Source organism: Paenibacillus sp. FA6 (genome assembly GCF_051550225.1).
Classification (GTDB): domain Bacteria; phylum Bacillota; class Bacilli; order Paenibacillales; family Paenibacillaceae; genus Paenibacillus_AQ.
Map to the genome: position 1 here is coordinate 1,809,161 of NZ_CP188820.1, position 19,094 is coordinate 1,828,254.

Below are 19,094 nucleotides of genomic sequence, written 5' to 3' on the forward strand. Positions count from 1 at the left end.
CTGAAATCGCCAAAAGAAAGGGAGGTATCAAGTATGAGTATATTACTTGGAAGTAAGATTGGTGAAGGTGGTTGCTCCGAAGTTTTTGAGTGGGAGGACAGCGGAAAAATAATAAAATTAGCAAAGCATAATACAGACTATGAGGCTATGCGAAGAGAATTTCATAATAATCTTATTGCATGGGATAATAGGCTTCCTGTAGCTCGACCATATGAGTTGTTGGAGATTGATGGTCGACCTGGTATTGTTTTTGAAAGGATTTATGGAGAAACAATAATGGAGCGATTTTTGAAACAAGTACTAACTCCCAATACAAGCACAACAGATACTAATGGAGAGGACATCTGTATAACTGCTCGTATACTAAATGAAATACATAATAAATCTGATGTCAGTTTACCATCATCTCAAAGAAATAATATAGAGCACTCAATACGTAATGTTGGATATTTATCATTAGCGGAGAAAGAGGCAGTTATCTCCATCCTAGATACCTTACCTTCCAAACAATTATTATGTCATGGGGATCCAAATCCAGGGAATATTCTAATTAAAAACGATGGCAAGGCTGTAATTATTGATTGGATGAATGCTTCAATAGGGAATCCTGAAGCAGACTTAGCTGAATATATTATTATGATAACATATGCGATATTACCATCGTATCTCCCAAATAGTATTTCGGAATTCTTTGATTCAATAAGAGAGCCTATAATTAATATTTTTATGGATGAATATACTAAATTAACTGGTATTACCTATGATGAAGTTCTTCCTTGGATCACACCTGTTGCAGCGCGGAAATTATCAGCTGATGCAATTTCAGATAGTGAAAAGAACCTATTAATTCAAGAAATAAGAAGAAACCTGAATGCAAAAAAATAAGCTTAAGTATCTCAGGAAGAGGCGACATCGTGAACACGGAAACGTTAGCTGAAATAGTTGCAGTATTTTTCAATGAAGATATATCGATGAGGTGAACTACTTATGAAAGACATAAATTATAAGATGTGGACTTTATGTATGGTGCAAGATGGGGATAAGGTTTTAATGCTTAATAGAACCCATGATAAATTTAAGGGATACATTGCTCCAGGAGGTAAATTGGAATTTCCTGAAAGTCCTATGAAGGTGCGATAAGAGAAGTAAAGGAAGAAACTGGACTTAGCGTTAAGAACCTTAAGTTTAAAGGGATTTATGAGTATGTAAATGAAGAAGCTAATGATAGATACATTATTTTAAATTACTTAACAAATGAGTTTTCAGGAGAATTATTGCTGGATTCCAAAGAAGGTAAACCGGAATGGGTTAAGATCTCAGATTTAGAACATTTGCCAATGCAACAATCTATCAGAAGAAGGCTTCCCTACTTTTTCAAAGATGGGACATTTGAAATTCATGTAGTTTGGGAAGACGGGGAGAAAGAAGTACATATAAGAGAAACCTGATTTTACAGTTATGTCGAAGATGGCAACTACATCAGCTAACATGACATTCCTACTGCGAGGCGTTCGCCCCTTGATCGCAAGGGGCGTATCGAGGATGAGGATTCAGGCGACACATTGATTTCCCTAAGATAAGAGCTATCTAAGGGAAATCAACGTCGGTAATGCGCGAACGTTATCTGAAAGATCGGCCTTTGGACTAAAAAGTATTTCATCCGCAACATCCTGTTGCTTGAGGTTGAATAATTCTTTCAAAAGAAACTTGTAGAATAAGGTCAAAACAGATTAAATAGAATAAGTTTAGGTCTATCTCATGGACAAGAATGGAGATTAGTGTGATGGATTTTGTTGCTATTTTAATATTAATGTTTGTGATTATGATTTTTCTAATCACCCAATCCATAATGCCCAAAAAATTAGGGGGAATCCAAAAGTTAATTCTAATAACTTTCGAGTTCATTTTATCTGTAACGATTTCGTACGCTGTAAATAGATTTTTTTTAATTACCTATCCAGAACATTATAAGGTACAATTTTTAGGAGGTTTATTTAGCGGACTTATTTCATTTTTTTCTTTACTAATTTACGCATTGATATTTGTTATTATTAATAAGTTCTTCAAAGAAGTTGGATTTTCCCATGTTTTATTTGCAATATTAATAATTTTAGTTGGGATTGGGATTCAGGCAGGAACGATTTATATACTTGAGCAACCCTACAGTATCGATATTCAGGGTTGGTAGATATAACCGATTTTAAAGTATATATAAGTATTATAGATCTATAAAGATAAAGAAATAAATAGACTGTAAATTATCGATAAGAACTACAAGAATGTGGGCCGACGTCCATGTCTCTAATCAATGAAGTGGGTCCAATCCATCAGATAACAAAACAATCATGCATCGTCGCATGCGCTTTTTGGTCGCCAAGAGCGATTTCTGAGAAGTAGAATCAGGCGACACATCCAACCGGCTAAGTGGCCAAGCCACCCGAACCTACGGTTCTTAAGCCGCTTGAACGTCAGGAATGCGGATACGTTATATGAAACCAACGAAATTAAAATGCTATTTTAGAAGGTGAAATATGCACGAATTGAGTAAAGAACAGTTTACATTGGCATTGCCGCTGCTAGATGATATTCAAAATCGAGCTGTGTATACACTCTCAGTTATTGAACAAATACAAAGAGGTAGGATATTTGTCAATGACATGCTAAATCCGACAGCAACGTTCATTACAAGTTCCGGTGGATTTTATTGCTTAGCAGGACAAGAAGACGATGATAACTTCAATAAATTTGTTGTGCGTTATATGAATCAAAAGTCCAATCATAATGGTTTCTTCGCATTGGGATTATTTTCTGAAAAATGGAATTTGGAATTAAATAAGTATTCTATTGATACCTCTAAGAAAATACAACGATCTTACTACCGATTTAATCAAGATAGATTTAACGAAGAGTTTACAGATGTAGCTTTGAAATTTGATGATGGATTTGAATATATTATCTTGAACGAAGAGATTTCAAATGACTATCGCGAGAAATTCTATCCATATTACAAGATGGTGTGGGACACCACCCATCATTTCTGTGAATTTGGAGTTGGACACTTTTTGAAAAGAAACAATGATTTGATTAGCGTCTGTACTTCGCCATATATTGGCGGAAACTATGCGGAAATCGATATTATTACAATTGAAGGCTATAAAAGGCAAGGACTTGCGACTAAACTTGGGGTTGCCTTTATTAGAGAATGTCTTAGAAGGCAATTAACACCTAATTGGTGTTGTGATTCAGATAATATTGAATCGAATAATTTAGCAGTAAAATTAGGTTTTGAGAAGATAGATGAATATCCAATGTATTGGTACCATACGTAGGTATTTCGAAGAAGTCGTCGGCATCATATAACAAAGTTTTTCAGCATCGTCGCTGACGCTCCTTGGTCGCCAAGAGGGATTTTCGAAGAAGTGAAGTCAGGTGACACATCCAATCGGCTAAGTGGCAAAGCCACCCGAACCTTCGGTCATTAAGCCGCTTGGACGTCAGAAATACGCAACGTTATAAGAAGTCTCCGTAAAAACAAAAAGTATTAGAGCAAATACTAAACTACTTAGTGTTAGAACTGCTTTAGTGGTAAAACAATGAATTTGAGAGGCTAGGGTGACACAATGAAATTTGAGTATAGAGCTATAGAGACAGACAGATTACACCTTAGAATTTTAACACTTGGTGATACTGAAAAAGTATTTAGACATTTTTCAGATGATAATGTTACAAAATTTATGGATATTGAACCATGTAAAAACATTAAAGAAGCTGAAGAAATTATTAAATATCATCTAGAAGATTCGGGTTGTCGTTGGGGTCTGTTTAGTAAAGAAGATAATGAATTAGTTGGTACATGCGGTTTTCATTTTATTAGAGAAGTAGATCTTACAGCAGAGGTTGGCTTTGATTTATCGAGACCCTACTGGGGAAAAGGATTAATGAGTGAAGTGATGGCAGCTGTTATTGAATATGGATTTACTGTGGTGAAACTAGAAGTGATTGATGCAACTGTTGAACCCGAGAATGAAAGGTCTAATGTACTGATGAATAGACTTGGTTTCAAAAGAGAGTCCGAGCTTAGAGAGAAATTGATATATTATTATTTGAATCGTAAAAATTGGGAAGAGTCACTAATAAATACGTTAAAGAAAAGAAAAATATAAACCATAGTTTAGCTTCGAAGGCGGAGACATCTTATAACATTACATTCCTACGTCGTCGCTGTCGCTCCTTGGTCACCAAGTAGGATTTCAAGAAGCAGATTCAAGCGACACATACAACCAGCTAAGTCTGACGTTCGGTCATTTAAGCTGCTTGAACGTCAGGAATACCAAACGTTATTGGAAAGATACGAAAGGAAATTATTAATAAAATCACTTATGTTTGATGAGGGAGACTAATATGTCCGATATCATTTTAGAGAATATTAAGATCACATTAGATTCGAATGATACTGATTATGAAGAGGTTTGTAATAATTTATATCAATATAATGTTCGTGCAACCAATGAATTCCTAAAAAAACCTGGCAAGGATATAAATTTATATTTGAAAGATGAATCAGGAAAAGCTATGGGAGGTTTATTTTGTGAAACTTGGTTATATGGCTTGTATCTTGATGTTTTTTGGATAGCTGATGAATATAGACATAAAGGATATGGAAAAGTCATGATAACTGAAGCTGAAAGACTGGGGAAAGAACTCGGATGTACATTTGCTCATACTTGTACTTTTTCATATCAATCTCCGGAATTTTATAAAAATATGGGTTATGAGATCTTTGGAGTTAATGATGAATACCCAGATGGAATAAGACAATTTTTTTTGAAGAAGAAGTTGAAGTGATAGATTAATAATGTCCACAAGCATTTCGAAGTATATCAAAGAGGACGTATCCATCCGATAACACTACATTCCTACTGCGGAATTCGCCCTTGATCGCTTAGAAGGAATTTCAGAGAGGCTAATGCAGGTGACACATCCAACCGGCTAAGTGGCAGAGCCACCCGGACCTACGGTCCTTAAGCCGCTTGGACGTCAGAAACACGCAACGTTAGATGAAATACCTGTAAGTGCGATTAAATATGGGAGGTTATTCATTTGAAGATTGGTATTGTTCTCTTTAACGGGGTTACGTTTTTAGACTTTATTGGATTTTATGATGTTATCTATCGCTTGAATTTGTTTGAAGAAACAAAAGGAACAACCTGGGATATTTGTGGTCTTTCAGAAGAAATATCCGATGAATTAGGATTAACAATTAAAGTAAACAAGATCAAGCCAGATCTATCAGAATATGACTTATTATTTGTCCCCGGAGGAATGGGAACAAGAGAGCTTAGATTTGATGAGGAATTTATTTCATGGTTACGACAAGCTGAGAATGTTAATTACATAGTTTCTGTTTGTACAGGTTCACTTTTACTGGGAGCTGCGGGGTTTTTAAAGAATAAGAAATCAACAACCCATCCAAATGCTTATAAATTACTAGAACCCTATTGCAAAGAAGTTATTAAAACTAGAATTGTAAGAGATGGTAACCTAATAACAGCCGGGGGAGTATCGGCATCAATTGACCTCGCATTATATATAGTTGAGCTTTTTGTAAACAAGGATGCAGTTGAAATCATAAAGAAACAAATTGACTATCCATATGAAGTACAAGGGATTATTGAAGTGTAGGTATCGCAAAGATGACAGGTGCTTCATCTAACAGAGCATTCCTAGCCCTTAATCGCTAAGAAGGATTTCCAAGGGGTTTATTCAAGCGATACGTTCAACCAGCTAAGTCTGACGACTCGGACCTATGGTACTTAAGACGATTGAACGTCAGGAATTTGCGAACGTTATATGAAACTCCCCAAATCAAAAAAGATATTTTAAATTCTATTTGAAAGGATGATTAAGATAATATCTTTTTTGATTAATAGGAAAATTAAGAAGATGGAACAGGAAGTAGACTTACTAAGACCAATATTTGTATTACTTAATCACAATAAAGAATGTTTTGATGAAAAGTGGAGATTAGTACAATCGGGTAGTGAAAATATTAATATTCAAACTGAAGTGATTAATCCGATTTTTAGTTACATTACAGATAAACTGAATAAGTTATCTGACTATTTAGTGAAAGCAAATATTAATAAGAGAACAGAAAAGCAATTGGACTTTTTCATTGATTATTTAAACACTTTGAAAAGATATAAGAAGGAGGATTTAGATCCGAAATTTACTTTTCAATACATGTTTATGTATAACGAATTATTATTACGTTCAGAAAGATATACAATACTTGTAGAAGAAATAAATAAAATCCGTAAGTAGATCCAGGGGAGAGGGTGCATCATATAACAGAACATTCCTACTGCGGGCTTTCGCCCTTGATCGCCAAGAGGGATATTAGAGAAGTGAATTCAGGAGATACATTCAACCAGCTAAGTCTGACGACCCGTTCCCTTTGGTCACTTAAGCTGCTCGAACATCAGGAATGCAAAACGTTATACGCAATTGCTTAGTTCAGTATGAATGGGGGGAACTCAATGAAGTTATATCATTTTAGCGAAGAAGAGAAAATATCTATCTTCAAGCCAAGAGTTAAAGAAAATAGAAAAGATATGCCGCCAGTTGTTTGGGCTATTGATGACGAACATCAATTCACTTTTTTCTTCCCTCGAAGCTGCCCACGCATTGTATATACGAGGAGTGTTAATATAACGGAACAAGATCAAATAAGATTCTTTGGAACGACGAATGCTGATGTGGTCGTAACAGTGGAGACAAGTTGGTATAAGAAAATATTGAATACACCTTTAATTAGATATGAAATGCCAAACGATACCTTTTCACTGTTCGATGAAACAGCAGGCTACCATATTTCTTATGAGGAAGTAGAACCAATTGGTAAGACAATAATTAATAATGGATTAGAAAGACTAATGAGTATGAATGTCGAAGTAAGATTTACACCAAATATAAACACGATTCGAGATGAGTTATTGAAATCTTCAATAAACGATTTTGGAATACATAAATTTGATAATGCAATAAGAACGATTAGATAATACGAAGAAGAAGAAACTACGTATAACACAGCATTTCTACTGCGGGCATTCGCGCTTGATCGCCAAGAAGGATTTCCAAGGGGTTTATTCATGCGATACATTCAACCAGCTAAGTCTGACGACCCGTTCCCTTTGGTCACTTAAGCTGCTTTAACGTCAGGAATGTGCGAACGTTATGTGAAACCTATGCTATGTAAATTCTCAAGGGAGTGACGCAATGAAGAGAATTATGGTATTGGCTATGATGGTGATGTTACTTGCTGGTTGCAGTTCCAAGGAAGGGTCTGCAATAAACCGGTATCCAAATGAAGGTGGAGGATTTATTATAGAAGTAACAGAAAATCGTATTTTAGTGGTTGACAAGAAATATATGAACAAGACTTGGAAGGATATTATGGGTGAGTATGTCGGAGAAGCAATATGGTTAAGAACCAATACAAGAAATTTAAAGCCTGGTCAAAAAATACATTACAAAATTAAGGGTGGAATCGACGAATCATACCCCTCACAAGCAGATGCCAAAGAAATAAAGATAGTAAAGGAATAATATTTGGAGGTGTTTCAACGAGGGAATAGGCATCACATAACAATGTTTTTCAGCATCGTCGCTAACGCTCCTTGGTCGCGAAGAGGGATTTCATAGAAGTGGAGTCAGGCGACACATCCAACCAGCTAAGTGGCAAAGCCACCCGGACCTACGGTCACTTAAGCCGTTTGGACGTCGGTAATGCGGGAACGTTAGATGAAATTATTGTTTGATAAACATCTACAAGTATCCAAATGCTATCAGCAATGATATGAACAACAAATATAATGAAGTACTGAAGGAGACTAACTATGAAAGACCCAAGAATTGAACAACTTGCTAAAAATCTTATTCAATATTCGGTGAAGCTACAACGAGGGGAAAAAGTATTAATTGAGGTTGATGGTTTGGAAATCCCCTTGGCCAAAGAATTGGTAAGACAGGCTTATCTCGTTGGTGGAGTCCCATTTCTATTAATAAATAATCATGAGATATTAAGAGAGATATTAATCGGTTGTACTGAGGAACAATTAATAGCAATGGCATCTTACGACCTTAATAGAGTAAACGATATGCAAGCCTACATACTTATTAGAGCTGGGGAGAATATGAGTGAATTAAGTGGTGTTTCTCCTGAGAAAATGGGGTTGTATAGAAAGTATTACTCTCAACAGATCAATGGCAGACGTTACAACCATACGAAATGGTGTATTCTTCGTTATCCCAATCATGCCATGGCACAGCTGGCGAACATGTCAACGGAGGATTTTGAGGATTTATATTTTAATGTATGTAATCTGGACTATTCAAAAATGGATATAGCTATGGATAATCTAGTTGAGTTAATGGATCAAACAGATAAAGTAAGAATTTTGGGAGTAGGAACAGATTTAACATTTTCGATTAAAGGCATGCCCTCTATTAAAGACGCAGGAATTATGAACATTCCAGATGGAGAAGTTTATACAATGCCAGTTAAAGATTCCGTCAACGGAGTTATCTCGTATAATACACCTTCTTTAAAAGAGGGCTTTACTTACGAGAACATTCGTTTTGAAATTAAGGACGGTAAAATTATACATGCTACCGGAAATGATTCAGAAAGAATTAATAAATTACTGAATACGGATCAAGGCTCGAGGTATTTTGGTGAATTTGGAATTGGTCTTAATCCATATATTGAGAATGTAATGAAAGATACTTTATTTGATGAAAAAATATGGGGAAGCTTTCACTTTACACCTGGATGTGTTCCAGTTAGTTCACCTGGAAATGAGAATTGGTCCGAGCTTCACTGGGATATTGTTAATATCCAAAGGCCTGAATACGGCGGAGGAGAGATATGGTTTGATGATATATTAATCCGCAAAGATGGAATGTTTATTCTTGATATTTTAAAAGGATTAAACCCTGAAAACTTAAAGTGATGATATCGACTTAATATTTATACATTTTTAACCAGAAGACCGTTCCGAAAGTATAGAAAGTTCCATACAATCCATTTTCTCCTTTTCGGGCTACATTTAAAAAAATGGAAAACTTTGGCCTATCTTCGCAAAATTAGATATTTAGTGAAGGCATCCGTATTTATTTCACTATGGAACGAAGAATTACTCAAGAAGGACTAAAGGATATGTTAGCAATTCAAAGAATCAATAACCTCGTCTAAAAATGTATTCAAGCATCGTCGCTGACACTCCTCGGTCGCCAAGGGGAATATCAATGAAGCAGACTCAGGCGACACATCCAACCGGCTAAGTCTCACGACCCGTTCCCTTTTGTCACTTAAGCCGTTTGAACGTCAGGAATGAGGGTAGTTATATGAAACCGACGAAAGTAAGAATACTATATTTAGAAGGTGAAATATGTATGAATTAAATAAAGAACAGTTTACAGCGGTAATGCCGCTGCTAGATGACATTCAAAATCGAGCTGTATATACACTCTCAGTTATTGAACAAATTCAAAAAGGAAGGATATTTGTCAATGACATGCAACAGCCTACAACAACGTTTATCACAAGTTCTGGAGGGTTTTATTGCTTAGCAGGGCAAGAAGATGATGATCACTTCAATGAATCTGTTGCGCGATATATGAATGAAAAGTCTAATCATAATGGTTTTTTCGCATTGGGATTATTTTCCAAGTAATGGGATTTGGAATTCAATAAGTATCATATTGATTCTTCTAGGAAAATACAGCGATCTTACTATCAATTTAATCAAAATAGATTTATAGAAGATTTTGCAGATATAGCGTTAGAATTTGATAATGGATACGAATATATTATCTTGGACGAAGAGATATCAAATGATTATCGCGAGAAATTCTACCCATATTACAAGATGGTTTGGGAAACTAACCATCATTTTTGTGAATTTGGGGTTGGACATTTTTTGAAGAGAAACAATGTTTTGATTAGTGTTTGTACCTCACCATATATAGGTGGGAGCTATGCGGAGATCGATATTATTACGATCGAAAGCTATAAGAGGCAAGGACTTGCGACTAAACTTGGGCTTGCTTTTATTAGAGAATGTCTTAGCAGGAAAATAACACCTAATTGGTGTTGTCATTCAGATAATATTGAATCGAATAATTTAGCAGTAAAATTATGTTTTGAGAAGATAGATGAACATCCAATGTATTGGTACCATACGTAGGTCTTTCGAAGAAGTCGTCGGCATCATATAAACAATGTGTTCACGCATCGGCGGACAAGCTGCCTCGGTCCCGGTAGAAAAGTCGGAGAAGTTGATGCCAGGACACATCGATTCACCCAACTGCATCGCGGCCGGCCGAGATCGTGCTGGTCGCATGACTCTAACAGCTTAGAGGAATGGACGTCGTGAACACGGAATGTTATCCGAAATTAACGAAAATAAATCCATTAAAGACTTAGTAGATCTGTAACTCTAGTATTATTGGAGGTCATGCTATGAAAGAAATGAATATTCATATCCGATGGGTGAACACAAATGATACAGCCGATCTTGTTATGCTCAATTATGCTTTTAATGGAGTAGGAATGTCCATAGATGAAGTAAAAGATAATCTTACTTTAACTAATGAACTGATTGCTTTGGCTGTCATTGACGATATGCCAGTTGGATTTGCTTGTGCCCAATATTTTAAATCATTTTGTTATCGTGGTCTCCAAGGGGAAATTACAGAATTGTATATTACAGAAGTTGCTCGGGGAAGAGGATTGGGAACTTTATTAATTACTTTTTTAGAGGAAGAACTTAGAGCACGAGGTGTTACCAATGTAAAGGTTCTAACAGGCAAAAAAAATGAGATTGCTATAAAGACATATGAAAGATCAAGATATTATAGACAGGAAGAAGTATTACTTCAAAAGAAATTATAAGCCGAAAATATTAACAGAATATATTATACGACCTTAGAAAGGCGAAGAAACATTTTTTTGTGAATTAAAGGGGTCGTTAACATCGGATAAACACAGCATTCCTATTACGGGTATTCGCCCCTGATCGCTAAGAAGGATTTCCAAGGGGTTTATTCAGGGATACATTCAACCAGCTAAGTCTGACGACCCGGACCTACGGCCCTTAAGCGACTCGAACGTCAGGAATGCAAAACGTTAGATGAAATCACTACACTACTATAATTAAAGTACACTAGAGGAGATCAATATGATAAATAATTTAGCAAGAGAGATCTACGAAATAGCACATTTAACGGGGACGTTTACTCTAAGATCAGGTCAAGTTTCTAATGAATATTTTGATAAGTATCTATTTGAATCCAATCCGATAGTATTAGCTAAAGTAGCCGAGGAATTAGTTCCATTAATACCTAATGGGATAGAAGTTCTAGCTGGGCTCGAAATGGGAGGAATTCCAATAGCTACTGCACTTTCGCTAAAATCAAATATTCCTGCTGCGTTTGTAAGAAAGAGAGCAAAGGAATATGGAACATGTAAACTAGCGGAGGGGACAAGCATAGAAGGCAAGAGAATATGTATTATTGAAGATGTAGTAACTACGGGTGGACAAGTAATATTAAGTACGAATGACTTACGAGCAGCGGGAGCAATAGTAGAAGATGTGATATGTGTGATTGAACGAAATCCAGAAGGAAGAAGAATGCTAGAAGAGATCGGACTAAAGGTACATTCACTATTCAAGATGGAAGAGTTAATAGACGCCGGTAAATCAAGAAGGTAGTGACATCATCTAACATAACATTCCTACATCGTCGTTTTTACTCCACGGTCGCCGAGAGGGATTTTAAAGAAGTGAATTCAGGCGACACATTCAAACGGCTAAGTCTGACGACCCGTTCCCTTGGGTCACTTAAGCCGCTTGGAACGTCAAGAATGCGCAACGTTAGAGGAAACTACGAAGATAATTGTGGAGGTAAAACATGATGCAGAACCTTTATGACAACCCAGAGTTCTTTAAAATGTATAAGAACTTAAGAGAAACGAGAATCACATACAATGACTTTATTGAACAGCCTGCAATAAGAAAATTATTTCCAGTCCTTAAGGATTTACAAGTACTAGATCTGGGATGCGGCTTTGGAGAACAGGCAAATTACATTATCGATAACGGAGCAACTCATGTTACAGGTGTAGATATTTCAGAGAAGATGTTAGATATGGCAAGAAAACGTTCTCAAATTCATTATCTCCATAGTTCGATGGAAGAAATTGATTTCAATAATAATGAATTTGATTTGGTAGTCAGTTCATTAGCCTTTCATTATATTGAGGATTATAATTTATTAATTAGTAGGATTGCAAAATGGATTAAACCAAATGGTTACTTGGTGTTTTCTACAGAGCATCCCATTGTATTGTCAAATAAGAGTAAAGAAGGATGGATTAAAGATTCCGATAACAATATACTTCATTGGCCTATTGATAATTATGGAGAAGAAGGACTCAGAACACAGTTTTGGGGGATAGATGGAGTAATAAAATACCACAGAAAACTTTCAACTTTACTTAATGTATTGATACAAAATGGGCTAGTTGTTCAAGAAATTGTTGAACCTGAATCAATTCCAGAAGGTCTTGAGAAGATGCCCAAATTAATAAACGAAAGAAAGAGACCATCTTTTATATTAATTAAGGCAAAAAGAATTATGTAGGTAAATCAATGTAACATCATCTAACAAAGTTTTCACGCCGCGGGATAAAGCTCTTGGTCCGACCGAAGTTTTAAAGAGTGAATGTGTTAGAAGTATTTCAGTTGCATGGAAGATAATCAGTCGGACACATCCATTCCTCTAAGATAAGAGCTATCTAAGGGGAATGGACGTCGTGAACACGAAAACGTTAGGTGAAATCCCCCAAGATCTAATATCATTAGTACGATAGGAGATTCTATGAAGAGAACAATTATGATTAGTGATATACATGGCTGTATCGATCAATTGAATCAGATATTGCATCATATTAAATACAACTCGGAATATGATCAGTTAATTTTGCTTGGCGATTATGTGGATAGAGGACCTAACAGCAAAGAAGTAGTTGATAGAATAATTGAACTGGTTAAGAGACATAACGTAATTGCCTTGCGAGGGAATCATGATCAACGTTTAGTAGATTTGATAAACAATGATAGTTTTTTAGTTAGATCAAAGTTCATAGAACATGGGGGAATTCAAACCCTCCAAAGTTATTGTAATATAGACAACGAAATTTCTAATGAGATCTTGGATCAGGCGAGAGAAACAATTAAGACGCGGTTTGGTCATCACATTGATTTTTTAGGTCAATTACCTTTATATCACGAAGACAATGAACACATTTATGTACATGCGGGATTGAATCCCAATTATAAGGATTGGAAGAACCAGCCTGATCATGACTTTATGTATATTAAGGATGAATTCATTGGATCCAATTTCAATCTAAACAAACGAATCGTATTTGGACATACGAGGACAATAGATATCCATGGAACACCGGATATTTGGTTCAATGATGACAAAATAGGAATTGATGGAGGATGCGCATATGGTATGCAATTAAATTGTTTGATTTTTCAAGACAAGACCTATATTTCAGAAAATATAAAGAGATTTTGACATGATTTAAGGGGGCAGTGGACATCACCTAACACTATATTCACGCATCGGTCCATTCGGCCCTTGGTCCACCGAGGCATTTCGGAGGAGTGGATTCAGCGGACACACCTGCACCACCTAACCGCATCGTTAGGTGAAATTTCCTGAAAGATTATTTATCGAGGAGGATTCATGAAGCGAATATATCTTGTGAGACATTGTAAGGCCGTTGGTCAAGACCCTCAAGCAGTTCTAACAGAAGAAGGAAATCAACAAGCTGAGGATTTGGCTGACTTTTTTCAGAATGAGAATATAGAATATATCATTTCAAGTCCATTCATTAGAACAATTAACACTATAAAACCATTAAGTGTGTTAATAAAACAAAATATATATATTGAATATCGATTACAAGAACGAATTCTGAGCACAACACTATTAGAGAATTGGATGGAACTTCTTGAAAGAACTTATTCAGATTACGATTTGAAGTTTGAAGGCGGAGAGTCTTCAAATGAAGCGGTAAAAAGAGGAATGAAAGTGATCCAAGATATGATTGCAAGACCTGAAGGGACAATTTTGATAGTGACTCATGGAGCATTGATGTCTTTAATAATTAGACATTATAATAAGGAATTCGGGTTTGAAGATTGGAAGACCCTATCTAACCCAGATATATATAAATTAGAAATACAAGATAATAAATCATCTATAGAGCGGATTTGGAGGTAACTCAGGAAGAGGAAACATCACCTAACACAATATTCGCACTGCGGGCCAATCGGCCCTTGATCTGCCAGAAAGATTTTCGAGGAGAAGATTCAGGCAGACACATCCAATCCCCTAAGATAAGAGCTATCTAAGGGGGTTGGACGTCGCGAATACCCAAACGTTATGTGAAATTATCGCTAATGTTAAAACCAAGGAGGAATAAACGGTGAGTAGAAGACAAATTATAGCTAAAATAGCAGAAGAATTAGCTTCAAGACCATTGATAGGAAATAAAGATAAATACGGTCCAGATTTAGAACCAATTCTTAGATGTTTTCCAAGAGATAACCCGAATATTGGTTTCGATTGGTGTGCTGCATTTGTATATCATTGTTGTACTGAGGCAGGCGTGAAGTTACCAGTACGATATCCAGAGCCGGTTTCACGTAATTTTGCATGGGTAGAAGCTTGGTTAGAATGGGGACAATTATATAGTTTTTATCATCATATAAGTGATCAGTCGTTCATTCCAGATCAAGGGGATCTTATAATATTTGATAACATTTTAGGAAATGGACTAAACGATCATATCGGAGTGGTAGTAAGAATAGAACAGGATAAAATAATAACAGCAGAAGGGAATTATTATAATAAATCAGGAATATTTCAAAGGACTAGAGAACAAATAAATGGATATATAAGAATTGACGATACGTATTAATAGATTTTGAAAGAGTATTCATAGAAGGCGATAACATCACATAACATTCCTACGTCGTCGCATACGCTCTAGGTCACCAAGAGGAATTTCGGAGAAGCGGAATCAGGCGACACATTCAACCGGATAAGTCTGACGACCCGGACCTACGGTCCTTAAGCCGCTTGAACGTCAGGAATGCCAAACGTTATGTGAAATGGGGGAAGAGATATTAATAACAAATTAATGAGCAAGAGAACAATGATAATCGTCATCTTATTAGTTGGAGTAGTATTTTTTATTTTTCAATATAACGGAAGTGGACTGACGAACAACTCAAACCTGAACAAAAAGATATCTACAGAGAAAATTTCCAGTACACAAATGTCGAAGGTAGTCTATTCACATGAAACGATCCCGAATATTAAGTTTATTGAAGTTGAATTGACAGAAGAACAAATAAGGAATATTGCTGATTGGATCAATGCTGTACCTACTTCATCAATTAAAGAGTTGAATCATATACCATCTAATATTAGTGCAGGAATAGTATTTCGATTAAAGTCAAAAAAAGAAATCCGAATTCAATACGACCTTGAAAGTATATTCATTACAAGAACCGATATAAAGAGTACGCAAGTGAAGTATTCGATTTACCAAGAAAACTTAAAAATTTTTTTTGATGAACAACTTAAAGGCTTCTATTTCGGACAAGACAGAGTAAACAATTCCTGAAGGTATTTCATGAAGCCCCCCATATCATATAACACTGTTTTCCTGCTGCGTCGCGTCGCACCTTGGTCTGCCCGAGGCATATCGAAGAAGTGAAACAGGGCAGACAACCCTGCAAGGCTAAGTGGCAAAGCCACCCAGTCGCTCTCGCTCCTTTAAGCCTTTCGGATTCAGGAATACGCATACGTTATGTGAAATGCGAGGAGAAAGGATGCGAATATGAACGACGAAATAATATCCAAATACTTTTATCAAGATGGAAGCTTTCGAGATATTTATATACTTCAATCCCATTTATTTGATTGGGATCTGCTGTTTAATTTTTTCGACTCGAGTCCTAAATTTGAGTTTATTCTTATTAAAGATGGGGAGGAAGTAAATGAAAGACTAAGTATTGATAGCATTAAAAACCTTAAAAAAGACTACTCAATGTCCATTCAGATTATATATAATGGTGTATCAATATTTGGTTACTTCCTTGAAACTGACTATATCGAATTTGATATAACGCCAAAGGCAATTGTAAGTCTTGAAGAAGTACATAAAGTAATTGAGTTCATGAAGGAGGTCTCAAAGTTCACAAAAAAGGTAGTTATTTTAACACCAGAAATGGATATGAATGAAGAATACATAAGGGTGCTCCCAACAGGAGAAACAATCTATTCGTAAGCAACTCAGTGGCACTTCACATAACAAAGCATCTGCGCTGCGGGGCATTCGTCAGGTGTTTAACATAGAGGTAAGTCAGACAACACACGACCCGGCCTAAGATAAGAGCTATCTAAGGCCGGGTCGCGTCGCAGATGCGCAAACGTTATAGAAACTTCTATCTACGTAGATGTTCTTCAGCAACGGAATTAATGGAGATCAAGAATTATTATATAATTTATACACCTTTCGTATGAGGGACTTTCAATGTTATAGTATTATAAAATTATGGAAAAGGTGGCGATGACAATGAAAAGTACATATAACATTTTTATTGGGCATGTTTTTAAAGGGGATAACGCATTAATAGCCCTATAAACTGCGTGCTTCCCCCTCAATAGTGAGAGGGGTATCATATTGAAAAATAATCCGTTTTTAGAAATTGAAAACCCAAAACCATTAGGTGCAGGTTCTTATGAAATGGCATTACCTTTAGTAAATGCATTAAATATAACTGCTGGAATGCGTGTATTGGAGGTCGGGGCTGGAACTGGTCAAGTAGCAGCGACATTGGCTAAATTTTGGGGAGTGTCGGTAATCACTCTAGAACCTTGGGAAAGCTTAAAAGATATACAAGAATATTCATCAGAACAAGGTGTAGAAAATCAGGTTCTTCCACTTAATATTAATGCGAAATGCATGCCATTTGCAGACGAATCATTTGATGCTGTTCTCTCAATAGGTTCCTTTTTTATGATTGAAGAAAGAGAATTGGCATTGAAAGAGATTATTCGAGTCACACGAAAAGAAGGTTATATAGGTATAGGGGAACCTATGTGTACTCAGAATCCTATACCAATTGAATTGGAACAGTATGAAATTTTTGAAAGTTACAAGAAGTGGCTTCGGAGTGTTAAATGGAACTCCAACTTGTTTGAACAATATGGACTGACAATAGAAGAAAACTATTATTTTGAGGATAGTTACCAGTGGATGATTGATAACTTTCGCTATTATGATGGAGAAAAGGACTTTATACTACAAGATGAAGGACGTTGGTTGTCTTTAGGATTGGTTGTAGGTAGGAAATAATAAGATATCCCTAGTAGGCTGCTAGCATAATGTTAGCAGCCTATGAACTAACGGAACACGATAGTTAAAGAGAACTAGATTTGAGGGATATTTCAAAGAAGATGCTGACATCATATAACAATGCATTCCTACATCGTCGCGTTCGCTCCTTGGCCGCCAAGAGGGATTTCAAGGAAGCAGGTTCAGACGACACATTCAATCGGCTAAGTCTAACGACCCGTTCCCATTGGTCACTTAAGCCGCTTGAACGTCAGGTATGCGCAACGTTATCTGAAAGAGCTTTTAAAAGATCAATATAGATACAGATTGGGGGATTTTCATGGAGAAGTATACCCATCTAGGAGTTTACGGAGTACTAATACATGACAATAAAATACTCTTAATTAAGAAAGCTAGAGGTCCACATACAGGAAAGTGGGATTTGCCTGGTGGAACAATAGAATTCGGAGAAGAGCCATATGAGACTTTGAGAAGGGAAATGAAAGAAGAAACGGGAATAGGTGAGATCAAGGGAAGAATAAGAACGGCGGAATCTTATAAAATGATCTATCCGTATCAGGAAAATCAATTAGAAGAGTTGCATCATATAGGAATAATCTACGATGTAGAAATAATTAATCATAATTATGAATTGAAAACAGATGGAGATCAGGAAGATTCATTAGGTGCAAGGTGGATAGAATTAAAGGAACTAGAGGAAATAGAAGTTACACCAATGATCAAGATGATATTTAAAGATAGAAATTAATAAGATAAATTCTAAGATGCATTTTCAAGATGCAAGAAAAAATAAAGATAGTAAGTAACTCGGAGAAGAAAGCAGCATCGGATAACATAACATTACCACAGCGGTCCTACGCTCCCTTGGTCACCAAGAGGAAGTTTCATTCAGGTGACACATCCAACCAGCTAAGTGGCTGAGCCACCCGGACCTACGGTCCTTAAGCCGTTTGGACTTCGGTAATGCGCGAACGTTATCTGAAAGATCAGCAAAGGATTAGACCATAAATGATTTATTAATCTTATAACCTTGGATGAGGAGAATAACTAATGAGTGAAAAGTTTATTGAAAGAATCGATGCTGTTTTTTTGCCAGTGAAAAACCTTGAGGAGTCATTGAAATGGTACACTGATATTTTTGGGTTTCCGCTTCGTTGGAAAAATAAGAGGATGGCAGGTCTAGCCATAGCACCAAATTGTTGATTTCATATAGTAGAAGTAAAAAATTATGAACCACAGAAAGGCTATACCCCATTTAATTTTGTTGTTAGAGACGTTGAAGAAATTAGAATCAAACTTAAAGAGAAAAAAGTAAAAGTATCAGCAATAAAGACGAGTGAACCAATAAGATTCGACTTCATTGATATTAATGGAAACGCTATCAGTGTAATACAATTGGACTAAAAAAAATTGTAAGTTATTCAAGGAGATTGATCCATCAGATAACATTACATTTCAGCATCGTCGCTTACGCTCCTTGGTCGCCAAGAGGGATGACAAGAAGTGGAATCAGCCGCTTGAACGACAGAAATGTGCGAACGTTATCAGAAATCGGGGCAGATCATTAAAAACCATAAAGGCG

General features: G+C 36.2%; 22 protein-coding genes and 2 pseudogenes. All 24 read left to right on the top strand.

What is annotated here, in order from left to right; translation table 11 throughout:
• Positions 1–33: 33 nt before the first annotated feature.
• The 24 genes and pseudogenes from ACP8HI_RS08350 (at position 34) to ACP8HI_RS08465 (ending at position 19,080) form a co-directional block, all read left to right on the top strand.
• Positions 34–885 (top strand): phosphotransferase, encoded by an 852-nt coding sequence (locus ACP8HI_RS08350; RefSeq protein ID WP_438350638.1) that lies wholly within the window; start codon positions 34–36, stop codon positions 883–885.
• Between the two features lie 102 nt (positions 886–987).
• Positions 988–1,448 (top strand): annotated as a pseudogene (locus ACP8HI_RS08355) (8-oxo-dGTP diphosphatase).
• A 335-nt stretch (positions 1,449–1,783) separates the two neighbouring features.
• Positions 1,784–2,188, top strand: coding sequence for a hypothetical protein (locus ACP8HI_RS08360; RefSeq protein WP_438350639.1), 405 nt, complete (start codon positions 1,784–1,786; stop codon positions 2,186–2,188).
• A 352-nt stretch (positions 2,189–2,540) separates the two neighbouring features.
• Entirely contained in the window at positions 2,541–3,329 is a 789-nt protein-coding gene (locus tag ACP8HI_RS08365) for a GNAT family N-acetyltransferase (protein WP_438350640.1), read from the top strand.
• A gap of 291 nt (positions 3,330–3,620) precedes the next feature.
• The gene (locus tag ACP8HI_RS08370; protein ID WP_438350641.1) at positions 3,621–4,163 is read left to right on the top strand and encodes a GNAT family N-acetyltransferase; all 543 of its coding nucleotides are present in this window, start codon (positions 3,621–3,623) and stop codon (positions 4,161–4,163) included.
• 238 nt (positions 4,164–4,401) lie between these two features.
• The gene (locus ACP8HI_RS08375) at positions 4,402–4,845 is read left to right on the top strand and encodes a GNAT family N-acetyltransferase (RefSeq protein ID WP_438350642.1); all 444 of its coding nucleotides are present in this window, start codon (positions 4,402–4,404) and stop codon (positions 4,843–4,845) included.
• 255 nt (positions 4,846–5,100) lie between these two features.
• Positions 5,101–5,682 carry a DJ-1/PfpI family protein gene (locus tag ACP8HI_RS08380; protein ID WP_438350643.1) on the top strand — a complete coding sequence of 194 codons (582 nt, stop codon included), beginning with the start codon at positions 5,101–5,103 and terminating at the stop codon, positions 5,680–5,682.
• A 261-nt stretch (positions 5,683–5,943) separates the two neighbouring features.
• The gene (locus ACP8HI_RS08385; protein ID WP_438350644.1) at positions 5,944–6,324 is read left to right on the top strand and encodes a hypothetical protein; all 381 of its coding nucleotides are present in this window, start codon (positions 5,944–5,946) and stop codon (positions 6,322–6,324) included.
• 215 nt (positions 6,325–6,539) lie between these two features.
• Entirely contained in the window at positions 6,540–7,061 is a 522-nt protein-coding gene (locus tag ACP8HI_RS08390; protein WP_438350645.1) for a DUF6886 family protein, read from the top strand.
• Positions 7,062–7,278: 217 nt separating this feature from the next.
• Positions 7,279–7,608 (top strand): DUF3221 domain-containing protein, encoded by a 330-nt coding sequence (locus ACP8HI_RS08395; RefSeq protein WP_438350646.1) that lies wholly within the window; start codon positions 7,279–7,281, stop codon positions 7,606–7,608.
• A gap of 290 nt (positions 7,609–7,898) precedes the next feature.
• On the top strand, positions 7,899–9,014 hold the full coding sequence (locus ACP8HI_RS08400) for an aminopeptidase (RefSeq protein WP_438350647.1): 1,116 nt from the start codon (positions 7,899–7,901) through the stop codon (positions 9,012–9,014).
• Positions 9,015–9,488: 474 nt separating this feature from the next.
• Positions 9,489–10,250 (top strand): annotated as a pseudogene (locus ACP8HI_RS08405) (GNAT family N-acetyltransferase).
• Between the two features lie 275 nt (positions 10,251–10,525).
• Positions 10,526–10,957, top strand: coding sequence for a GNAT family N-acetyltransferase (locus ACP8HI_RS08410; protein WP_438350648.1), 432 nt, complete (start codon positions 10,526–10,528; stop codon positions 10,955–10,957).
• 286 nt (positions 10,958–11,243) lie between these two features.
• Positions 11,244–11,777 carry an orotate phosphoribosyltransferase gene (pyrE, locus tag ACP8HI_RS08415; RefSeq protein WP_438350649.1) on the top strand — a complete coding sequence of 178 codons (534 nt, stop codon included), beginning with the start codon at positions 11,244–11,246 and terminating at the stop codon, positions 11,775–11,777.
• A 199-nt stretch (positions 11,778–11,976) separates the two neighbouring features.
• Positions 11,977–12,708, top strand: a complete 732-nt coding sequence (locus ACP8HI_RS08420; protein ID WP_438350650.1) for a class I SAM-dependent methyltransferase — start codon at positions 11,977–11,979, stop codon at positions 12,706–12,708.
• 237 nt (positions 12,709–12,945) lie between these two features.
• Positions 12,946–13,653: a metallophosphoesterase family protein gene (locus ACP8HI_RS08425; RefSeq protein ID WP_438350651.1), complete on the top strand. Its 708-nt coding sequence runs from the start codon at positions 12,946–12,948 to the stop codon at positions 13,651–13,653.
• A 171-nt stretch (positions 13,654–13,824) separates the two neighbouring features.
• Positions 13,825–14,364, top strand: coding sequence for a histidine phosphatase family protein (locus tag ACP8HI_RS08430; protein WP_438350652.1), 540 nt, complete (start codon positions 13,825–13,827; stop codon positions 14,362–14,364).
• A 205-nt stretch (positions 14,365–14,569) separates the two neighbouring features.
• A complete protein-coding gene (locus ACP8HI_RS08435) occupies positions 14,570–15,064 on the top strand; it encodes a CHAP domain-containing protein (protein ID WP_438350653.1) in 495 nt (164 codons plus the stop codon).
• Positions 15,065–15,286: 222 nt separating this feature from the next.
• Positions 15,287–15,775, top strand: coding sequence for a hypothetical protein (locus ACP8HI_RS08440; protein ID WP_438350654.1), 489 nt, complete (start codon positions 15,287–15,289; stop codon positions 15,773–15,775).
• 216 nt (positions 15,776–15,991) lie between these two features.
• A complete protein-coding gene (locus ACP8HI_RS08445) occupies positions 15,992–16,441 on the top strand; it encodes a hypothetical protein (protein ID WP_438350655.1) in 450 nt (149 codons plus the stop codon).
• 396 nt (positions 16,442–16,837) lie between these two features.
• Positions 16,838–17,512, top strand: a complete 675-nt coding sequence (locus tag ACP8HI_RS08450; RefSeq protein ID WP_438350656.1) for a methyltransferase domain-containing protein — start codon at positions 16,838–16,840, stop codon at positions 17,510–17,512.
• A gap of 319 nt (positions 17,513–17,831) precedes the next feature.
• Positions 17,832–18,260, top strand: coding sequence for an NUDIX domain-containing protein (locus ACP8HI_RS08455; RefSeq protein WP_438350657.1), 429 nt, complete (start codon positions 17,832–17,834; stop codon positions 18,258–18,260).
• Positions 18,261–18,562: 302 nt separating this feature from the next.
• Positions 18,563–18,715, top strand: coding sequence for a VOC family protein (locus ACP8HI_RS08460; RefSeq protein ID WP_438350658.1), 153 nt, complete (start codon positions 18,563–18,565; stop codon positions 18,713–18,715).
• A 227-nt stretch (positions 18,716–18,942) separates the two neighbouring features.
• On the top strand, positions 18,943–19,080 hold the full coding sequence (locus ACP8HI_RS08465) for a hypothetical protein (RefSeq protein WP_438350659.1): 138 nt from the start codon (positions 18,943–18,945) through the stop codon (positions 19,078–19,080).
• Positions 19,081–19,094 lie beyond the last annotated feature (14 nt).